The 15,463-nt window shown below is 62.2% G+C and carries 19 protein-coding genes and 1 pseudogene; 18 read left to right on the forward strand and 2 right to left on the reverse strand.

The genetic code is table 11. From position 1 onward, the window contains the following. Positions 1-51: 51 nt before the first annotated feature. The 6 genes from Q0Y42_RS09260 (at position 52) to Q0Y42_RS09285 (ending at position 4,957) form a co-directional block, all read left to right on the forward strand. On the forward strand, positions 52-1,125 hold the full coding sequence (locus tag Q0Y42_RS09260) for an MBL fold metallo-hydrolase (protein WP_297802803.1): 1,074 nt from the start codon (positions 52-54) through the stop codon (positions 1,123-1,125). Continuing rightward, complete coding sequence (locus Q0Y42_RS09265) at positions 1,122-1,886, forward strand: enoyl-CoA hydratase (RefSeq protein ID WP_297802806.1); 765 nt, start codon at positions 1,122-1,124, stop codon at positions 1,884-1,886. The genes Q0Y42_RS09260 and Q0Y42_RS09265 overlap by 4 nt, the downstream gene beginning before the upstream one ends. 73 nt (positions 1,887-1,959) lie before the next feature. Continuing rightward, complete coding sequence (locus tag Q0Y42_RS09270; protein ID WP_297802809.1) at positions 1,960-2,472, forward strand: N-acetyltransferase; 513 nt, start codon at positions 1,960-1,962, stop codon at positions 2,470-2,472. Between the two features lie 51 nt (positions 2,473-2,523). After that, positions 2,524-3,099, forward strand: a complete 576-nt coding sequence (locus Q0Y42_RS09275) for a DUF1285 domain-containing protein (RefSeq protein ID WP_297802812.1) — start codon at positions 2,524-2,526, stop codon at positions 3,097-3,099. Further along, positions 3,096-3,737, forward strand: coding sequence for a CoA pyrophosphatase (locus Q0Y42_RS09280; protein ID WP_297802815.1), 642 nt, complete (start codon positions 3,096-3,098; stop codon positions 3,735-3,737). The genes Q0Y42_RS09275 and Q0Y42_RS09280 overlap by 4 nt, the downstream gene beginning before the upstream one ends. Beyond that, complete coding sequence (locus Q0Y42_RS09285) at positions 3,734-4,957, forward strand: CCA tRNA nucleotidyltransferase (protein WP_297802818.1); 1,224 nt, start codon at positions 3,734-3,736, stop codon at positions 4,955-4,957. The genes Q0Y42_RS09280 and Q0Y42_RS09285 overlap by 4 nt, the downstream gene beginning before the upstream one ends. Here Q0Y42_RS09285 and Q0Y42_RS09290 read toward each other — a convergent pair. Then, entirely contained in the window at positions 4,923-5,891 is a 969-nt protein-coding gene (locus tag Q0Y42_RS09290) for an endonuclease/exonuclease/phosphatase family protein (RefSeq protein WP_297802821.1), read from the reverse strand. The genes Q0Y42_RS09285 and Q0Y42_RS09290 overlap by 35 nt on opposite strands. A 161-nt stretch (positions 5,892-6,052) precedes the next feature. Here Q0Y42_RS09290 and Q0Y42_RS09295 point away from each other — a divergent pair, with 161 nt between their 5' ends. Genes Q0Y42_RS09295 through Q0Y42_RS09310 form a run of 4 tightly spaced genes read left to right on the forward strand, consistent with a single transcriptional unit; the run spans position 6,053 to position 8,271 of the window. Next, a complete protein-coding gene (locus Q0Y42_RS09295; protein WP_297802824.1) occupies positions 6,053-7,468 on the forward strand; it encodes a DUF2793 domain-containing protein in 1,416 nt (471 codons plus the stop codon). A 4-nt stretch (positions 7,469-7,472) separates the two neighbouring features. Then, positions 7,473-7,634, forward strand: coding sequence for a hypothetical protein (locus Q0Y42_RS09300; RefSeq protein ID WP_297802827.1), 162 nt, complete (start codon positions 7,473-7,475; stop codon positions 7,632-7,634). Next, a complete protein-coding gene (locus Q0Y42_RS09305; RefSeq protein WP_297802830.1) occupies positions 7,631-7,891 on the forward strand; it encodes a hypothetical protein in 261 nt (86 codons plus the stop codon). The genes Q0Y42_RS09300 and Q0Y42_RS09305 overlap by 4 nt, the downstream gene beginning before the upstream one ends. After that, entirely contained in the window at positions 7,888-8,271 is a 384-nt protein-coding gene (locus tag Q0Y42_RS09310) for a M15 family metallopeptidase (protein ID WP_297802833.1), read from the forward strand. The genes Q0Y42_RS09305 and Q0Y42_RS09310 overlap by 4 nt, the downstream gene beginning before the upstream one ends. Here the strand turns inward: Q0Y42_RS09310 and Q0Y42_RS09315 are convergent. Next, on the reverse strand, positions 8,262-8,600 hold the full coding sequence (locus tag Q0Y42_RS09315) for a hypothetical protein (RefSeq protein WP_297802836.1): 339 nt from the start codon (positions 8,598-8,600) through the stop codon (positions 8,262-8,264). The genes Q0Y42_RS09310 and Q0Y42_RS09315 overlap by 10 nt on opposite strands. Here Q0Y42_RS09315 and Q0Y42_RS09320 point away from each other — a divergent pair. From Q0Y42_RS09320 to Q0Y42_RS09355, 8 genes and pseudogenes are all read left to right on the forward strand, one after another. Further along, positions 8,599-8,841, forward strand: a complete 243-nt coding sequence (locus Q0Y42_RS09320) for a hypothetical protein (RefSeq protein WP_297802839.1) — start codon at positions 8,599-8,601, stop codon at positions 8,839-8,841. The two genes, Q0Y42_RS09315 and Q0Y42_RS09320, sit on opposite strands and share 2 nt — an antisense overlap. Positions 8,842-9,042: 201 nt before the next feature. Beyond that, positions 9,043-9,975 (forward strand): flagellin, encoded by a 933-nt coding sequence (locus Q0Y42_RS09325; RefSeq protein ID WP_297802842.1) that lies wholly within the window; start codon positions 9,043-9,045, stop codon positions 9,973-9,975. A gap of 284 nt (positions 9,976-10,259) precedes the next feature. After that, positions 10,260-11,126, forward strand: a complete 867-nt coding sequence (locus Q0Y42_RS09330) for a flagellin (protein ID WP_297802845.1) — start codon at positions 10,260-10,262, stop codon at positions 11,124-11,126. Between the two features lie 152 nt (positions 11,127-11,278). Next, complete coding sequence (locus Q0Y42_RS09335) at positions 11,279-12,133, forward strand: flagellin (RefSeq protein WP_297802848.1); 855 nt, start codon at positions 11,279-11,281, stop codon at positions 12,131-12,133. Between the two features lie 123 nt (positions 12,134-12,256). Continuing rightward, on the forward strand, positions 12,257-13,141 hold the full coding sequence (locus Q0Y42_RS09340) for a flagellin (protein ID WP_297802852.1): 885 nt from the start codon (positions 12,257-12,259) through the stop codon (positions 13,139-13,141). A 139-nt stretch (positions 13,142-13,280) separates the two neighbouring features. Beyond that, entirely contained in the window at positions 13,281-14,159 is an 879-nt protein-coding gene (locus tag Q0Y42_RS09345) for a flagellin (protein ID WP_297802856.1), read from the forward strand. 136 nt (positions 14,160-14,295) lie between these two features. Beyond that, on the forward strand, positions 14,296-15,174 hold the full coding sequence (locus tag Q0Y42_RS09350) for a flagellin (RefSeq protein ID WP_297802859.1): 879 nt from the start codon (positions 14,296-14,298) through the stop codon (positions 15,172-15,174). Between the two features lie 129 nt (positions 15,175-15,303). Continuing rightward, a pseudogene (locus Q0Y42_RS09355) lies at positions 15,304-15,463 on the forward strand (flagellin); the annotation flags it as partial.

Consider the following 15,463-nt stretch of genomic DNA (forward strand, 5'->3'; position numbering starts at 1 on the left):
CGACAGACGTTTTCTGACAAGTCAGAACTAGAGTTTTTATTGGAGACTGACTTGGCCGACGGAACCGCCAATTCGCTGGAGCGGACGGAGAGGGGGCTGACCTATCCGCAACCCACTCTGCCCTTGGCCGGAGAGGCGGTTGAGGTCGCCAAGGGCGTCCTGTGGCTGCGTCACGCCCTGCCGATGGCGCTGGACCACATCAACGTCTATGCCATCCGAGATGGCGACGGCTGGGTGATCGTGGACACCGGTCTGGATACCCCGACGACACGCGCGGATTGGGAACGCGCCTTGGCGGGATCGCTGCAGGGATTGCCGGTCAATCGCCTGATCGTCACCCATATGCACCCCGATCATCTGGGTTTGGCGGGGTGGCTGACACAAGTGACCGGCGCGACCTTTATGATTTCGCGGCTGGAATATCTGAGCGCGCGTATGCATGTCGCCGAGGATATGGAAGGTGCGACGCCGCAAGCCGAAGCCTTCTATCGCCGTCAGGGCTGGGATGATGCTGCCATCGAACGCTGGAAGTCCCGCTTTGGGCGGATGTCGCGTTCGGTTTCGCCACTCCCACCGCAGTATGCGCGCCTGAGCGAGGGCGATGTGTTGACCATCGGTGACGACGAATGGACCGTCGTCATCGGCGAGGGACACAGCCCCGAGCACGTCTGTCTGTGGCGCAAATCCGATGGCGTCATCATCGCGGGCGACCAGATTCTGCCGAAGATTTCGTCCAACATCGGGGTCTGGGACACCGAACCCATGGCCGATCCGTTGAAGGACTGGCTGGAATCTCTAGAGGCGCTCAAGCAGCGTCTGCCATCAGATCTGCTGGTACTGCCGTCGCATGGCGAGCCATTTTATGGCGTGACGACCCGTCTGGACGCCTTGCTGCGCGGGCATGAAGTGGGGCTGAAGCGGCTGGGCAAGAGCCTGCGCCAGAAATGCCGTTCAATCGATGTGTTCGGTGCCCTGTTTGCCCGTACTATCGGGCCGGAATTGCTGGGCATGGCGACAGCCGAGGCGCTGGCACATCTAAACTATCTTGAAGGCCAGGGACGCGCCGTCCGGGAAACGGACGAGCAGGGCGTCGAATGGTGGATCGGTGTGGAGAGGGATCAATGACCGACCTGATTAAGACCCGCGTGGACAATGGCGTGCTCCACATCGTGATGGATCGTGCGGACAAGAAAAACGCTATCACCCAGGACATGTATCTGGGCCTGACCGAGGCTCTGGTGAAGGCGCGCGAAGATGAGACTATTCGCGTGGCGGTCATTTCCGCGGCCGGTGAGAGCTTCTCTGCGGGCAATGACATCGCCGATTTCATGCAGTTGGGCCAATCGGACACCACTCTGGTGGACACGCAGGTGTTCCGATTCCTCAAGGCACTGGCCGATCTGGACAAGCCGTTGTTGGCCGCCGTGCGTGGCCGCGCGGTGGGCGTGGGCCTGACCATGCTGCTGCACTGTGACATGGTGGTGGTGGCCGAGGATGCCCAGCTGTCGGCACCGTTCATTAATCTGGCACTGGTGCCGGAGGCGGCTTCGACCCTGCTGCTGCCCCGTGTGATCGGCCATCAGCGCGCCTTTGAAGTCTTCGCCCTTGGCGAGGTGTTCAGCGGCCAACAGGCCTATGACTGGGGTCTGGCCAACCGCGTCGTTCCTGCCGATCAGGTGGATGCCGTGGCGACCGAACTGGCGCAGAAGGTGGCACAGCGTGCCCCCAATGCCATCCGCTTTACCAAGTCTCTGATGCGCGACCCCGCTGGCCTGTGGGAGCTGATGATCAAGGAAGGCCGCATCTTCGGCGACCAGATGAAGAGCCCCGAGGCTATCGAGGCCTTTACCGCCTTCATCCAGAAGCGTGCGCCGAATTTCGGCTGATTGCCTCTCGAATCCGCGCCTTAGGGACCAATTGCCGATTGATTACTTCGTCACTTGGTCCTAGTGCGCCGCAATGAACGCAGCACCGCTTACATCGCCCGCCGTATCTCAGGGCGCTTCGGACCTGATCCAAAGGGAAGTGTCCGCCGATGCCAAGGCCGTCGATGCTCTGGTGATGGCGGCTTTTGGGCCGGGCCGTTTTGCCAAGACGGCAGAGCGTCTGCGCGAGCGTTCGGCGATGATGTCAGGCTTTACCGTCTATGATGGTGATGTGCTGACGGGCTCGGTGCGTCTGTGGACCGTCATGTCGGGCGAGGCCAAGGGTGCCTTCCTTGGCCCCATCGCGGTCGCCAGCGATATTCGCAGCACCGGACTGGGCAGCAAGCTGGTCCAACGCTGCATTGAGGAAGTGCGTGCGGCGGGGCTGGACGGCATCCTACTGATTGGTGATCCGGCCTATTTTACGCGCTTTGGCTTTGTGCCTGCACCCAAGGCGGTATTCCCGGGGCCCGTTGATCCGCGTCGCATCATGTGGCTGCCGATGACCGAGGTGTCGCCGGACGGGGCTGTCGTACCGCTGGACTAGGGGCTGCTGAAAAGGCTTCAAATCAGCGGGGAAGCCCACCATATTTAGCCCATGGAAAACGGGCCGAACTCACAGACCAAGTCCTCGAACCCTCTGGAAGAGGTGGCGAAGGCGGCCAAACAGGCACCGGGGCGGGGATTGCCGCCCGTGCATCTGTGGCATCCGGCCCATTGCGGCGACATCGACATTCTGATCCGCGCCGATGGTGTGTGGATGCACGAAGGATCGCCTATCGGGCGGCCCGAACTGGTCCGGCTGTTCTCGACCATCCTCCGCAAGGACCCTGACGGCTATCATCTGGTCACGCCGGTCGAGAAGCTGAAGATCAAGGTCGAGGACCTACCGTTCCGCGCCACCCAGTTGGAAGGGCGCGACGGAAAGCTGGTGTTCACGACCGACAGGGGCGACGAGGTGCTCGTCTCGGAAACCAATCCCTTGGTGGTGGATACGGACCCTGTGACGGGCGAGCCGTCGCCGCGCGTTCTGGTTCGCGGTGATCTGTGGGCGCGGGTGGTACGGGCTGTCTTCTATGATCTGGTCGAGCGGGCCGAGGAGATCGACGGCGCGTTGGCTGTGCGGTCGGGGGATGATGTGTTCGCGCTTGGACCCAAGGGGGCCGGGCTTTGACGACATCTGAATGTGCGGCGCTGAGGGCGCGGTTGAGCAGCAAGCTGCTGGCTCCCTCGGCAGTAGAGATTTCCGCGCCGCCCGTGTTTTCCGACTACGACATGAATGCCGATATGGCGCGCCCCGAACGGTCGCTGCGTCCGGCGGCGGTTCTGGTGGCCATTATGGATCGGGATGAAGGGCCGATGGTGCTGATGACGCGCCGCTCGGACTCGCTGGCCAGCCATACCGGACAAATCGCGTTTCCGGGCGGGCGTCTGGACCCCGGAGAGACGCCGGTCGATGCCGCACTGCGCGAGGCGTGGGAAGAGGTGGGACTTGATCCGTCGCTGGTCGAGGTGATCGGACTGGGCGACGGCTATGAGACAGGTAGCGGCTTCTATGTGACGCCGGTGATCGGCTTCCTGAAGGCGGAGCCGCAACTGACGCCTTCACCCGCCGAGGTCGCAGAGGTGTTCGAGGCCCCGTGGGATTTCCTGATGGACCCCGTCAATCACCAGCGTGACTATTACGACCGCGAGGGCCAACCGCGCCGCTGGTTCTGGGCCATGCCCTATCGCGAGCATTATATCTGGGGCGTGACGGCGGGGATTCTGCGCGGTCTGTGCACCCGTCTGTACGAGGACAAGGTCGCGTGAGCGCGCCGTATCGCATCACCGGACAGGCTTGGCTGGAAAGCGAGGGCGCGCGTCGGGTGATCGCCGCGCTGGAAGCTGCGGGCGGCGAGGACTGTGCGCGGTTCGTTGGCGGCTGTGTTCGTAATGCGCTGTTGGGGGCGGCGATTGACGATGTGGACATCGCCACCCGACTGGAACCGCAACAGGTACTGGACGCGCTGAAGGCGGCCGGTATCCGCGCCATTCCGACCGGCATCGAACATGGCACGATCACGGCGGTGACCAAGGGACAGCCGTTTGAAATCACTACCTTGCGCCGTGATGTGGAGACCGACGGGCGTCGCGCGGTCGTGGCCTTTACGACCGACTGGCGCGAGGACGCTGCCCGTCGCGATTTCCGCCTGAACGCCCTTTATGCCAACGGGCGGGGCGAGGTGTTCGACCCGACCGGACACGGCGTCGAGGATGCCTTGGCGGGGCGGATCATCTTTGTCGGTGATCCCGAGCAGCGGATCCGCGAGGACTATCTGCGTATCCTGCGCTTTTACCGGTTTGGCGCATGGTATGGGCGTGGCGCGCCGGATGCGGCGGGGCATGCTGCCTGTGCCCGGTTGGCTCAAGGTGTCACCACCCTGTCGGCAGAGCGGATTTCCAAGGAACTGCTCAAACTGCTGGCGGCGGTCGACCCTGTGGCCAGTGTAAAGGCGATGGAGGAGGCGGGCGTCTTGTCACGCCTGTTGCCGGACAGCCGGACGGAGACGCTGGCTGCGATGGTGACGCTGACGAACGATCCACTGATGCGTTTGGCCGCGCTTTTGCCCTGCGACGGGAAGGTGCTGGATCGCTTGGCGGGCTCTTTACGTCTTTCGAATGCCCAGCGAGATCGCTTGGTCGCCTCGGCGGTCGAACTGGATGTGGGGATGTCCGATGTTGAGGCGCGCGGCATGATCTGGCGCGATGGGCGCGAGGCCTTTGTTGACCGCACCCTGCGGGCCGAGGCCAGTGATACGGCCAATCCGCGCTGGGCGGCGCTCAGGGCCATGGCGCAAGGCTGGGCGGTGCCGAAACTGCCTGTCGGCGGCAAGGACATTGCCAAGGCGGGTATCAAGCCCGGCCCAATGACGGGCCGCATTCTGAAGGCGTTCGAGGAAAGCTGGATCGCCGATGACTTCCCAGCCAGCGGCCATGAAGAGCGGCTGGCGGCGGCTATTGCTCGGATTGGGCGCGGCGGAAACGGGTGATCACGGGGCGGTGGTCCGAGCCATTGGGCATGCCCAGTCGGCGCTCGACCAGCGATAAGGTGGGGCTGTACCAGACCTGATCAATCGTGATGCCGATGGCCGACGGCAGTTTGCTCGGCCACGTGCCCGGAAAGCCTGGCGCGGGTAGCAGGTCCATATTGTCTTTGATCTGTCGGCCAATGCGCCCCGAAGACACAGTGTTGAAGTCCCCCGCGATGATGACATCGTCGCCCAACCGCTTGCGGATCGGCTCCATATCGGTGGTCTGATTGATCTGCGCCCACTGATAGCGATAGGGCCACGGGCGGGTCAGGTGGGCCGCCATGACGCCCACGCGGCCAATCGGGGTGCGAACGCGGGCCTCGGCAGAAAATAGCTGGTCGCGGGTGTTCTCGCGCAAGGGATCGATGGGCCAGCGGCTGGCCACCATGGCACGGGCGGGGGCGACGTTGCGATTGCCGACGATGGAGACCTTGCGGAACGGATGATCCGGCAGCAGGCGATCCAGATCCTCGGCAGGGACATCCCCTAGCTCCACCAACAGGATGATGTCGGCATCCGCTGCGGCAATGGATCGGGCCATGGCATCGACGTCTGTATTTCTGGCCCAGAGATTGGCCGAATAGACGGTGATGACTTCCGAAGCGGGGTCCGGTTGTGGCGTTTTCGGGAACCACTGTGGCCATACGGCGACCAGCAGAGCGGCAGCGGTCACGCTGGCGAACATCGCCGACACCCGCAGACGCAACACCAGCAGCAGAACCGCCCATGCGACACAGGCCAGCAGGGCGGGGGCCGTGAACTGGTTCGCCAGATCGGGCCAGCGGTGGTCGCTTTGAATGAGTGAAGCGACGGCCACACCCAAGGGCGCGAGAGTGACACCCGTGGCGAGTATCTCGAAGGTGACAACAAGGGCGGGGTGCAGGCGCTTCATATCCTCGGGATATCCAAATCCGTCGGTCCCGCCAACCGAGGCCACATAGTCCGTTGGTCCAATCCCTGAAAAACGAAGGGATTGGCGCGATGCTGCCCTGATCGGCGCGCCGCAGTCATCGGTGGCCGGACACTGATCTCCATATCCTGATGGAGACAGTGATGACGGATGAAAGCGGGCGCCTTGGGCTGCCCTATGTGATGGCCGGTCAGCTTCAGAAGCATGTGACGGTCAATGAGGCGATGACCCGTCTGGATGCCATGGTGCAGATGGCGGTCATCAGTCGTTCGCTGGCCAATCCGCCAGCACAAGCCGACGTCGGTGCGCTCTATATCGTGCCGGAGGCGGGTAACCACGGCTGGACCGAATTTGCGGGCGGTACGGTGGTGCGCCGTGAGGTCGGCGGCTGGGTCGCAGGACCTGTGACCGAAGGCATGCTGGCGGTGGTGCTGGACGAGGGCGTGACCCTTGTGAGGCTCTCGGGCCAGTGGCAGCCGCTGGGTGCGGCCTTGGGCGGTGCCCTGACGTTAGAGGCACTGGGCGTGGGGGCTGCGCCGGATGCCCAGAACCCGTTCAGCGCCCGCCTGAACAAGGCGCTGTGGGCGGCCAGACCGACCGATGACGGCGGTGACGGCGATCTGCGCTTTACCTTCAACAAACAGGGGCCTGCTGCGACAGGCTCAGTGATGTTCCAGAGCGGATGGCAGGGACGCGCCGAGATCGGCCTGATCGGTGACGACAATCTGCGTTTCAAAGTCAGCGCAGACGGCGCGCACTGGCACGAGGCCCTGAGCATCGACCGTAACAATGGCCGTGTGTGGTTCCCGTCCGGCGCAACCCGCCGCGAGACGGTGGTGCAGACCGCATCCGGCAGCGTGACCGTGCCGTCATGGGCACGGTGGGTAGAGGCTGTCTGCGTCGGCGGCGGTGGTGCGGGCGGTCAGGGGCAGGCCGGATCGTCTTCAACCGAGCGTCACGGCGGCGGCGGTGGTGGTGCGGGCGGCATCGGCATGTCCGTCTGGCCCGTCGAACATCTGGGTGAGTTGACCATTGTTGTGGGCGCAGGCGGCGCGACGTCGGGTGCCGACGGCGGGGCCACCACAATTACCACCTATGGCAACGTCATCCTGCGCGGAGAGGGCGGCAAGGGCGGTCTGGCTGGACAGGGGGGCCTTGGCGGCATCGGCAACCGTGGCATGTCCAGCGGCGGCAAGCCGGATGGATACGCCGCCGTCTTTTCCTCGGGTGCGGGGGGCGCAGGGGGCGGTCTGAGCGCCGCAAACGCCGCATCGTCAGGAACAGCCGGTGGTGTGGGCGATCCGTGCGGCATCGAGGCCTATTCCGGCGGCGGGTCGCAGTATGGCGGTGGCAATGGCGGGCCGTGTTCCTTGCCCAACCTTGGCTGGCTGGGCGGTGGCGGCGGCGGCGGCGGTGCCAATGCCTCGGGCGCGGGCCATGCTGGCGGCAATGCCGGATTGTATGGCGCGGGCGGCGGCGGTGGCGGCGCGGGTACCAGTTCAGGTGGCGCGGGCGGCAAGGGCTCCGCAGGCGTGGTTCGACTGACCTATGTGGGGTGAGCCGATGCCGAGACACGAGACACCGCATCCGGTTTTCGATCCGCTGGACATCGATCCCGAGGACTGGGCCACGCCCGACCATCTGACCGAAGACGAATGCTTTGACGCCTTGGGCAGCGACTGGCGCTGCGCGTCTGTGACCATCAATCAAGGGGATGAGGAATGATTGAGACAAGCGAACGTCCCGCCGTGGATCGCGCCGAGGGGCGCTGGTTCTGGCGCAGGCTCTACGTCTATCTGGCGACGATGCTGATCTGGGTGCTGTTGCGGGACGCGGTGCGCCTGTCACCGCCGGAACAGTTGCGCCATCTGGCGGACGGCCTGATGGGGCTGATTGCCCTGATGTGCCTGTTGTATCTGGTGGCCCCCTCGGCGCAGCAGATCGTCAATCTGGCGCGTGGGCACCGTGGGGGCGATCGATGAGCTTTCGCCTTTCTGCGCGCTCGCGCGGCAATCTGGCGGGGGTTCATCCGGCGCTGGTGGCCGTGGTCGAGCGGGCCATCGTCCTGACGGATATCGATTTCACGGTGATCGAGGGCCGAAGGAACGCCGCACGCCAGAAACTGCTAGTTGCGGCGGGAGCGAGCCAGACTTTGAACAGCCGCCACCTGACGGGCCATGCGGTCGATGTGGCGGCATGGGTGGGCGGTACGGTCCGCTGGGACTGGCCGCTTTATCCGCGCATTGCCGAGGCCTTCAAGGCGGCGGCCAGTGAACTGGGGGTCGCCCTGGTATGGGGCGGGGACTGGCCGCGCCTGCGCGACGGGCCACATTTCGAACTATGCCGAAAGGCCTATCCATGACGGGGTGGTGGAGAGCCTTCACCTCCTTGGGATGCGCTGTCGTGCTGGTGATAGCGGTGGTGCTGGCCCTGTGGCTGGCCGATCCATTCGGCCTTGGCCGTCGCAGATCCGAGCAGCTGGCCCGACAAGCCGAACAGACCAGACAGTCGGAACAGGCCCGCAAGGCCGAGCGCGAGGGGCAGGCCGTACTGGATCAGCGCCGTTCCGAGACCCAGCAGCGGCTGGACCAGATCACCATCGAAACCGGAAAAGCCATAGGGGAGGCGCGTGGCGATGAAAAAGGCCGGACAGCATTGGATGAAAACAGCCGTGATCGGCTGCTGCGTCATGATGACAGCCTGTGCCACGCAACGGGTGGAGCCCATTGCGCTGCCCGAGCTGGTGCTGCCGGCGGAGGTGTTTCAGCCGTGCCAGATCGCGACCCTGCCTGATCAGCCGACCGCGGCCGATCTGGAGGAGGCCTATATGCTCAGGGGACTTCAGATATTGCGTTGCGATGCCGCCCGCGAACTGGCGGTAACCGCTCTGCACACCGAACGCCGGATGGGTCGGCAAACAGGGCGGCAATAAATGACCGGCTGATGTCGGTCTTGCCTGAAAATGGCAAATTCGGTGTCGAAATATCAAGAATTAAATATAGTAATTTCAATACCTTAAAAAGTTAACATAACGCTGTTAACTGGTCCGTCGATTGCTGCATTGTCCCGCGAGTAGAACGCTCCCGGCGCTAAAATGGCGCTGGCCATCACAAAGTGAGCAAGGACAGCCAAAATGGCCAACTCGATCAACACCAACCGTGGCGCTCTCATTGCGCTGCAAAACCTCAACGCCACCAACCGTTCGCTGGAAACCACGCAAAACCGCGTGAACACCGGTATGAAGGTTGCCACGGCAAAAGATAACGGAGCCATTTTCGCTATCGCCACCTCGCAGCGTGCGGAGATGGGTGCTCAGGATGCGGTTCGTCAGTCGATCCAGCGCGGCCAGTCTATTCTGGACGTCGGTCTGGCTGCCGGTGAAACCGTTATTGAGGCCCTGACCGAGCTGAAGAGCCTGGCGGTTGCCATCCAGGATGCGCCCAAGACCTATGACAATGCTGGTGCCGTTACGGGTCTGGGGGAAAACGCCAAGAAGCTGGTTGCCGACTTTGAGGCCATGGTGAAGGAAATTCACGTGGCACTGGCCGGCGCGACCTTCGACGGCGTGAACGTGTTCAAGAAGGCCGACGCTGCGGGCATCAAGGTAACCGTGAACACTGCTGCCGCGAACAACAAGTTCGAGATCAAGGCAGCGAACGGTGCAGCCACTGCCGACGCTCTGGCGTTTGGTAGTGCGGCCGGTACCGGCGCGGGCAAGTACGATGCGGCGACGGGCGAATGGCAGCCAAAGGACGACGCTACCTCGGGGGCAACTCCGTCGGCGTTGACCGACTATGGCGTGGATAAGGTTGAGGCGGCGATTACGTCGTTCACCGCGACCATGGCTGACCTCGGCACCAAGTCGAAGTCGCTGGGTCGTCAGATGACCTTTGTCGACAAGTTCCAGGACTCTCTGGAAACCGGCATCGGCAATCTGGTGGATGCGGACCTCGCCAAGGAAAGCGCAAAGCTGACGGCGCTGCAAACCAAGCAACAGCTGGGTGTGCAGGCTCTGAGCATTGCGAACCAGTCGAGCTCGATCGTGCTGAGCCTGTTCCGCGGTTAATCCGTGGGACAGCCGGACAGTCGGCTCCGACCAGACAAAGGGGGCGGGATGACCGCCCCCTCTTTCCTGCGCTGGGCAGTTTGTGCCTAGCCCGGCAAATTTTGCCGATAGTACGCGGGCCTATAGCGGCGGTGGGGCGCTATCTGCATACCTGCGATTGATAAAAATCCAATAATATCAATGATTGGCCAATCGGCCTGATTATTGCTTCCTGTCTGCGTGAGCAAAACGCTCCCGTTGCCAAAAGGGCGACGGCGCACACGAAGTGAATTCAGGAGGCTAGAATGGCCAATTCGGTTAACACCAACCGTGGCGCTCTCATTGCGCTGCAAAACCTCAATGCGACCAACCGTGCGCTGGAGGTGACGCAGAACCGTGTCAACACGGGTCTGAAAGTGGCTACGGCCAAGGACAACGGCGCGATCTTCGCTATCGCGACGGCGCAACGTGCTGAAATGGGCGCGCAGGACGCCGTGAAGCAGTCCATCGAGCGCGGCAAGTCGATTGTCGACGTCGCTCTGGCTGCTGGCGAGACTGTTGTCGAAGCCCTGACCGAATTGAAGAGCCTGGCTGTTGCCATTCAGGACGCTCCGGCCGGTTCGGATACCGCCACCAAGCTCAACAACGACTTCACCGCCCTGGTATCGGAGATCCGTACGGCATTGGCCGGTGCGACCTTTGACGGCGTGAACCTGTTCAACGCGAACACTGCTGATATCGCAGTCACCACAAACACTTCCGGCGGCAAATTCACGATCAAAACCACATATACCGCAGCGGCGGGCGCGATCGCGGCCGACGGCAAGATAGACCCGACCATTGCCCCGGCGGACGCCGGTGTTACGCCTGCCAACAACTTCAACTTCGACACCCTAACGACGCGCACCGCAGCGAATGTCGATCGTGCGATCAACAACTTCACCGCGGTCATGGCCGACCTCGGTACCAAGTCCAAGTCGCTGGACCGCCAGTTGACTTTTGTCGGTAAGTTTCAGGACTCGCTGGAAACCGGCATCGGCAATCTGGTTGACGCCGATCTGGCCAAGGAAAGCGCCCGCCTGACCGCTCTGCAAACCAAGCAGCAGCTGGGTGTGCAGGCTCTGTCCATCGCCAACCAGGCCAGCTCGATCGTCCTGAACCTGTTCCGTTAAGTTCCGGGTAAGAATGTTTGTTCGCAATGGGTAAGCATTCTTTGCCTAGTACAGTTCACCGATCTGCGTAAGCGTATCACCGATTACACGAGCAAAATGCTCAGGTCGCCGAATGCGACTGCCTCACACAATGTGAATGTAAGGAGGCCAGAATGGCCAACTCGATCAATACGAACCGCGGCGCCCTGATTGCGCTGCAGAACCTGAACGCGACCAACAAGTCGCTGGAAACCACCCAGAACCGTGTGAACACGGGGCTGAAGATTTCGACGGCCAAGGACAATGGCGCGATCTTCGCCATCGCCACGGCCCAGCGCGCCGAGATGGGCGCGCAGGACGCCGTCAAGCAATCGCTCCAGCGTGGCCAGTCGATTGTGGATGTGGCTCTGGCTGCTGGCGAAACGGTCACCGAAGCCCTGACCGAACTCAAGAGCCTGGCTGTTGCCATTCAGGACTCCGTCGAGGGATCCTCCAGCGAAACCAAGTTGATGGCTGATTTCGAAGCCATCGTGAAAGAGATCCACACCTCGCTGGCGGGTGCGACCTTTGATGGCGTGAACATCTTCAAGGCGGGCACGCTGGTCGAGGTGACGGTGAATACCGCCGCGACCAACAATAAATTCCAGCTGAAAGCTGCGGCTGATCCTGCCGCTGCGTTGTCTGTGGAGTTCGGTGGTACCGCCACACCCGCGACCGGTGCCTGGGCCGTTCCTGCCGCTGACAAGCGGGACGAATACACGCCCGCAGCCGTCGAGGCAGCCATCAACGATTTCACCAGCATTCTGGCTGACTTCGGCACCAAGTCGAAGTCGATCGAGCGCCAGCTGACCTTTGTCGGTAAGTTCCAGGATTCTCTGGAGACCGGCATCGGCAACCTCGTTGACGCCGATCTGGCCAAGGAAAGCGCCCGCCTGACCGCTCTGCAGACCAAGCAGCAACTGGGCGTGCAGGCACTGTCCATCGCCAACCAAGCCAGCTCGATCGTTCTGAACCTGTTCCGCGGATAGCGGCCGTTATCCGACGCCTGAAAAGGCGCGGAAGTAGGCGTCCCAAGTACCAGTAAGCGTCTGTCGGGCAGAACGCCCACCCTCGCCAAAACGGCGGGGTAACAACGTGAAATGGGGGCCAGAATGGCCAACTCGATCAATACGAACAGGGGGGCATTGGTCGCGCTTCAAACCTTGAATGCGACCAACAAAGCCCTCGAGACGACCCAGAACCGCGTCAACACGGGGATGAAGGTGTCGTCGGCCAAGGACAATGGTGCCATCTACGCCATTGCCACGGCTCAACGTGCCGAAATGGGCGCTCAGGACGCTGTCAAACAGTCGTTGCAACGCGGTCAATCGATCGTGGATGTGGCGCTGGCTGCTGGCGAAACGGTAGTGGATGCTCTGACCGAGCTGAAAAGTCTGGCTGTCGCCATTCAGGACGCTGCGGCAGGTTCGTCGTCGCTGACGAAGCTGAACAACGACTTCAGCGCAATCGTGGCCGAGATCAAGACGGCTCTGAAAGGGGCCACCTTTGATGGTGTGAACCTGTTTGCGGCCAATCCCGATGCGGACGAACCGATCAAGGTCACGACCAATACCTCGGGCGGTACCTTTGATCTTAAGGATGCCGCGCCTGCGGCTGCGACCGGTGCCTATCTGACGACCGGCGAAGTCGATGCGACCCAAGGGGTTTATCCTGATCCCGACGATCCGGGTGAGGAAATCAGCTTTGATCTCGACACACTGGCAGACCGCACGCCTGCCAATGTCGAGGCCGCGATCAACAACTTCACCACGATCCTTGCCGAACTCGGCACCAAGTCGAAGTCGCTGGATCGCCAACTGTCGTTTGTCAGCAAGCTTCAGGACTCGCTGGAAACCGGTATCGGCAACCTCGTGGATGCCGATCTGGCCAAGGAAAGCGCGCGCCTGACCGCCCTGCAGACCAAGCAACAGCTGGGCGTGCAGGCGCTGTCGATCGCCAACTCGTCCAGCAGCATTCTGCTGGGCCTGTTCCGCTAACCCGTAGGGTAGGGGCGGGCCACCCGGACCGCCCCGAACCCTGATCACCTCACCCGTAACAGTAAGCGTTGAGTAATGGGCACAATGCCCACCCCGCCAAAAAGGCGGGCATCACAAAATGTGAATTTCGGAGGCTAGAATGGCCAACTCGATCAACACCAACCGCGGTGCGCTCGTCGCTCTGCAAACCCTGAACGCCACCAACAAGGCTCTGGAAACCACCCAGAACCGTGTGAACACCGGCATGAAGGTTTCGTCGGCCAAGGACAATGGTGCCATCTACGCCATTGCCACGGCTCAACGTGCCGAAATGGGCGCTCAGGACGCCGTCAAACAGTCGCTGCAACGCGGCCAGTCGATCATCGATGTGGCTCTGGCCGCCGGTGAAACCGTCGTGGACGCCCTGACCGAGCTGAAAAGCCTGGCCGTGGCCATTCAGGATGATGCCGGTACGACCGACTTCACCGAAAACGGCAAGAAGCTGGTCAACGACTTCGAGTCCATCGTGAAGGAAATTCACAAGGCTCTGGACGGTGCCAAGTTCGACGGTGTCAACCTGTTCGACGCCATTACCGCAGGTGGTACGGCCATTGAAGTCACCACCAACACCTCGGGTGGCAAGTTCTCGCTCAAGGCTGCGGGCACGAGCTCGGCCGGCTCCTCGATGACGTTCGGCGGCAACGTTGCTGCTGGTGGCGTTTGGACCACCTCGGCAGGCTATGCGGCCAAGAAGACCGGCGCGAACGCTTATACGGCTGCGAACGTCGAAACGGCGCTTAACGCGTTCACGACCGTTCTGGCCGACCTCGGCACCAAGTCGAAGTCGCTGGATCGCCAGCTGTCGTTCGTGGGCAAGTTCCAGGACTCGCTGGAGACCGGTATCGGCAACCTCGTGGATGCCGATCTGGCCAAGGAAAGCGCCCGCCTGACCGCTCTGCAGACCAAGCAACAGCTGGGTGTGCAGGCGCTGTCGATCGCCAACTCGTCCAGCAGCATGCTGCTGGGCCTGTTTCGCTAAACCGTAGGGCAGGGGCGGATCATCCGGTCCGCCTCCCGCTCTGACCACCTCGTACCCAGTAAGCGTTGAGTAACGGGCACAGCGCCCACCCCGCCAAAACGGCGGGCATCACAAAATGTGAAATGTGGAGGCCAGAATGGCCAACTCGATCAATACGAACCGCGGTGCACTCGTTGCACTGCAAACCCTGAACGCCACCAACAAGGCTCTGGAAACGACCCAGAACCGTGTGAACACCGGCATGAAGGTGTCGTCGGCCAAGGACAATGGTGCCATCTACGCCATTGCCACGGCTCAACGTGCCGAAATGGGCGCTCAGGACGCCGTCAAACAGTCGCTGCAACGCGGCCAGTCGATCATCGATGTGGCTCTGGCCGCCGGTGAAACCGTCGTGGACGCCCTGACCGAGCTGAAAAGCCTGGCCGTGGCCATTCAGGATGATGCCGGTACGACCGACTTCACCGAAAACGGCAAGAAGCTGGTCAACGACTTCGAGTCCATCGTGAAGGAAATTCACAAGGCTCTGGACGGTGCCAAGTTCGACGGTGTCAACCTGTTCGACGCCATTACCGCAGGTGGTACGGCCATTGAAGTCACCACCAACACCTCGGGTGGCAAGTTCTCGCTCAAGGCTGCGGGCACGAGCTCGGCCGGCTCCTCGATGACGTTCGGCGGCAACGTTGCTGCTGGTGGCGTTTGGACCACCTCGGCAGGCTATGCGGCCAAGAAGACCGGCGCGAACGCTTATACGGCTGCGAACGTCGAAACGGCGCTTAACGCGTTCACGACCGTTCTGGCCGACCTCGGCACCAAGTCGAAGTCGCTGGATCGTCAGCTGTCGTTCGTCAGCAAGCTTCAGGACTCGCTGGAAACCGGTATCGGCAACCTCGTGGATGCCGATCTGGCCAAGGAAAGCGCTCGTCTGACCGCCCTGCAAACCAAGCAACAGCTGGGTGTGCAGGCTCTGTCGATCGCCAACTCGTCCAGCAGCATGCTGCTGGGTCTGTTCCGCTAAGCCATAGGGAAGGGGCGGGCCCTCCGGTCCGCCTCTGACCACATCGTACCTAGTAAGCGTTGAGTGCGGGCATAACGCCCACCCCGTCAAAACGGCGGGCATCACAAAATGTGAAAACTGGAGGCCAGAATGGCCAACTCGATCAACACCAACCGCGGTGCGCTTGTCGCCCTGCAAACTCTGAATGCCACCAACAAGGCTCTGGAAACGACCCAGAACCGTGTGAACACCGGCATGAAGGTGTCGTCGGCCAAGGACAATGGTGCCATCTACGCCATTGCCACGGCTC

It is taken from the genome of uncultured Brevundimonas sp. (assembly GCF_947305955.1).
In the GTDB taxonomy this organism is placed as follows: domain Bacteria; phylum Pseudomonadota; class Alphaproteobacteria; order Caulobacterales; family Caulobacteraceae; genus Brevundimonas.

Bases quoted from the DNA above. Each gene is read 5' to 3' on its own strand.
- Q0Y42_RS09270 (WP_297802809.1), top strand. From the start codon at position 1,960: ATGAACGCAGCACCGCTTACATCGCCCGCCGTATCTCAGGGCGCTTCG.
- Q0Y42_RS09310 (WP_297802833.1), top strand. From the start codon at position 7,888: ATGAGCTTTCGCCTTTCTGCGCGCTCGCGCGGCAATCTGGCGGGGGTT.
- Q0Y42_RS09300 (WP_297802827.1), top strand. From the start codon at position 7,473: ATGCCGAGACACGAGACACCGCATCCGGTTTTCGATCCGCTGGACATC.
- Q0Y42_RS09340 (WP_297802852.1), top strand. From the start codon at position 12,257: ATGGCCAACTCGATCAATACGAACAGGGGGGCATTGGTCGCGCTTCAA.
- Q0Y42_RS09330 (WP_297802845.1), top strand. From the start codon at position 10,260: ATGGCCAATTCGGTTAACACCAACCGTGGCGCTCTCATTGCGCTGCAA.
- Q0Y42_RS09350 (WP_297802859.1), top strand. From the start codon at position 14,296: ATGGCCAACTCGATCAATACGAACCGCGGTGCACTCGTTGCACTGCAA.
- Q0Y42_RS09335 (WP_297802848.1), top strand. From the start codon at position 11,279: ATGGCCAACTCGATCAATACGAACCGCGGCGCCCTGATTGCGCTGCAG.
- Q0Y42_RS09315 (WP_297802836.1), bottom strand. From the start codon at position 8,600: ATGACGCAGCAGCCGATCACGGCTGTTTTCATCCAATGCTGTCCGGCC.
- Q0Y42_RS09275 (WP_297802812.1), top strand. From the start codon at position 2,524: ATGGAAAACGGGCCGAACTCACAGACCAAGTCCTCGAACCCTCTGGAA.
- Q0Y42_RS09290 (WP_297802821.1), bottom strand. From the start codon at position 5,891: ATGAAGCGCCTGCACCCCGCCCTTGTTGTCACCTTCGAGATACTCGCC.
- Q0Y42_RS09295 (WP_297802824.1), top strand. From the start codon at position 6,053: ATGACGGATGAAAGCGGGCGCCTTGGGCTGCCCTATGTGATGGCCGGT.
- Q0Y42_RS09305 (WP_297802830.1), top strand. From the start codon at position 7,631: ATGATTGAGACAAGCGAACGTCCCGCCGTGGATCGCGCCGAGGGGCGC.
- Q0Y42_RS09325 (WP_297802842.1), top strand. From the start codon at position 9,043: ATGGCCAACTCGATCAACACCAACCGTGGCGCTCTCATTGCGCTGCAA.
- Q0Y42_RS09265 (WP_297802806.1), top strand. From the start codon at position 1,122: ATGACCGACCTGATTAAGACCCGCGTGGACAATGGCGTGCTCCACATC.
- Q0Y42_RS09345 (WP_297802856.1), top strand. From the start codon at position 13,281: ATGGCCAACTCGATCAACACCAACCGCGGTGCGCTCGTCGCTCTGCAA.
- Q0Y42_RS09320 (WP_297802839.1), top strand. From the start codon at position 8,599: ATGATGACAGCCTGTGCCACGCAACGGGTGGAGCCCATTGCGCTGCCC.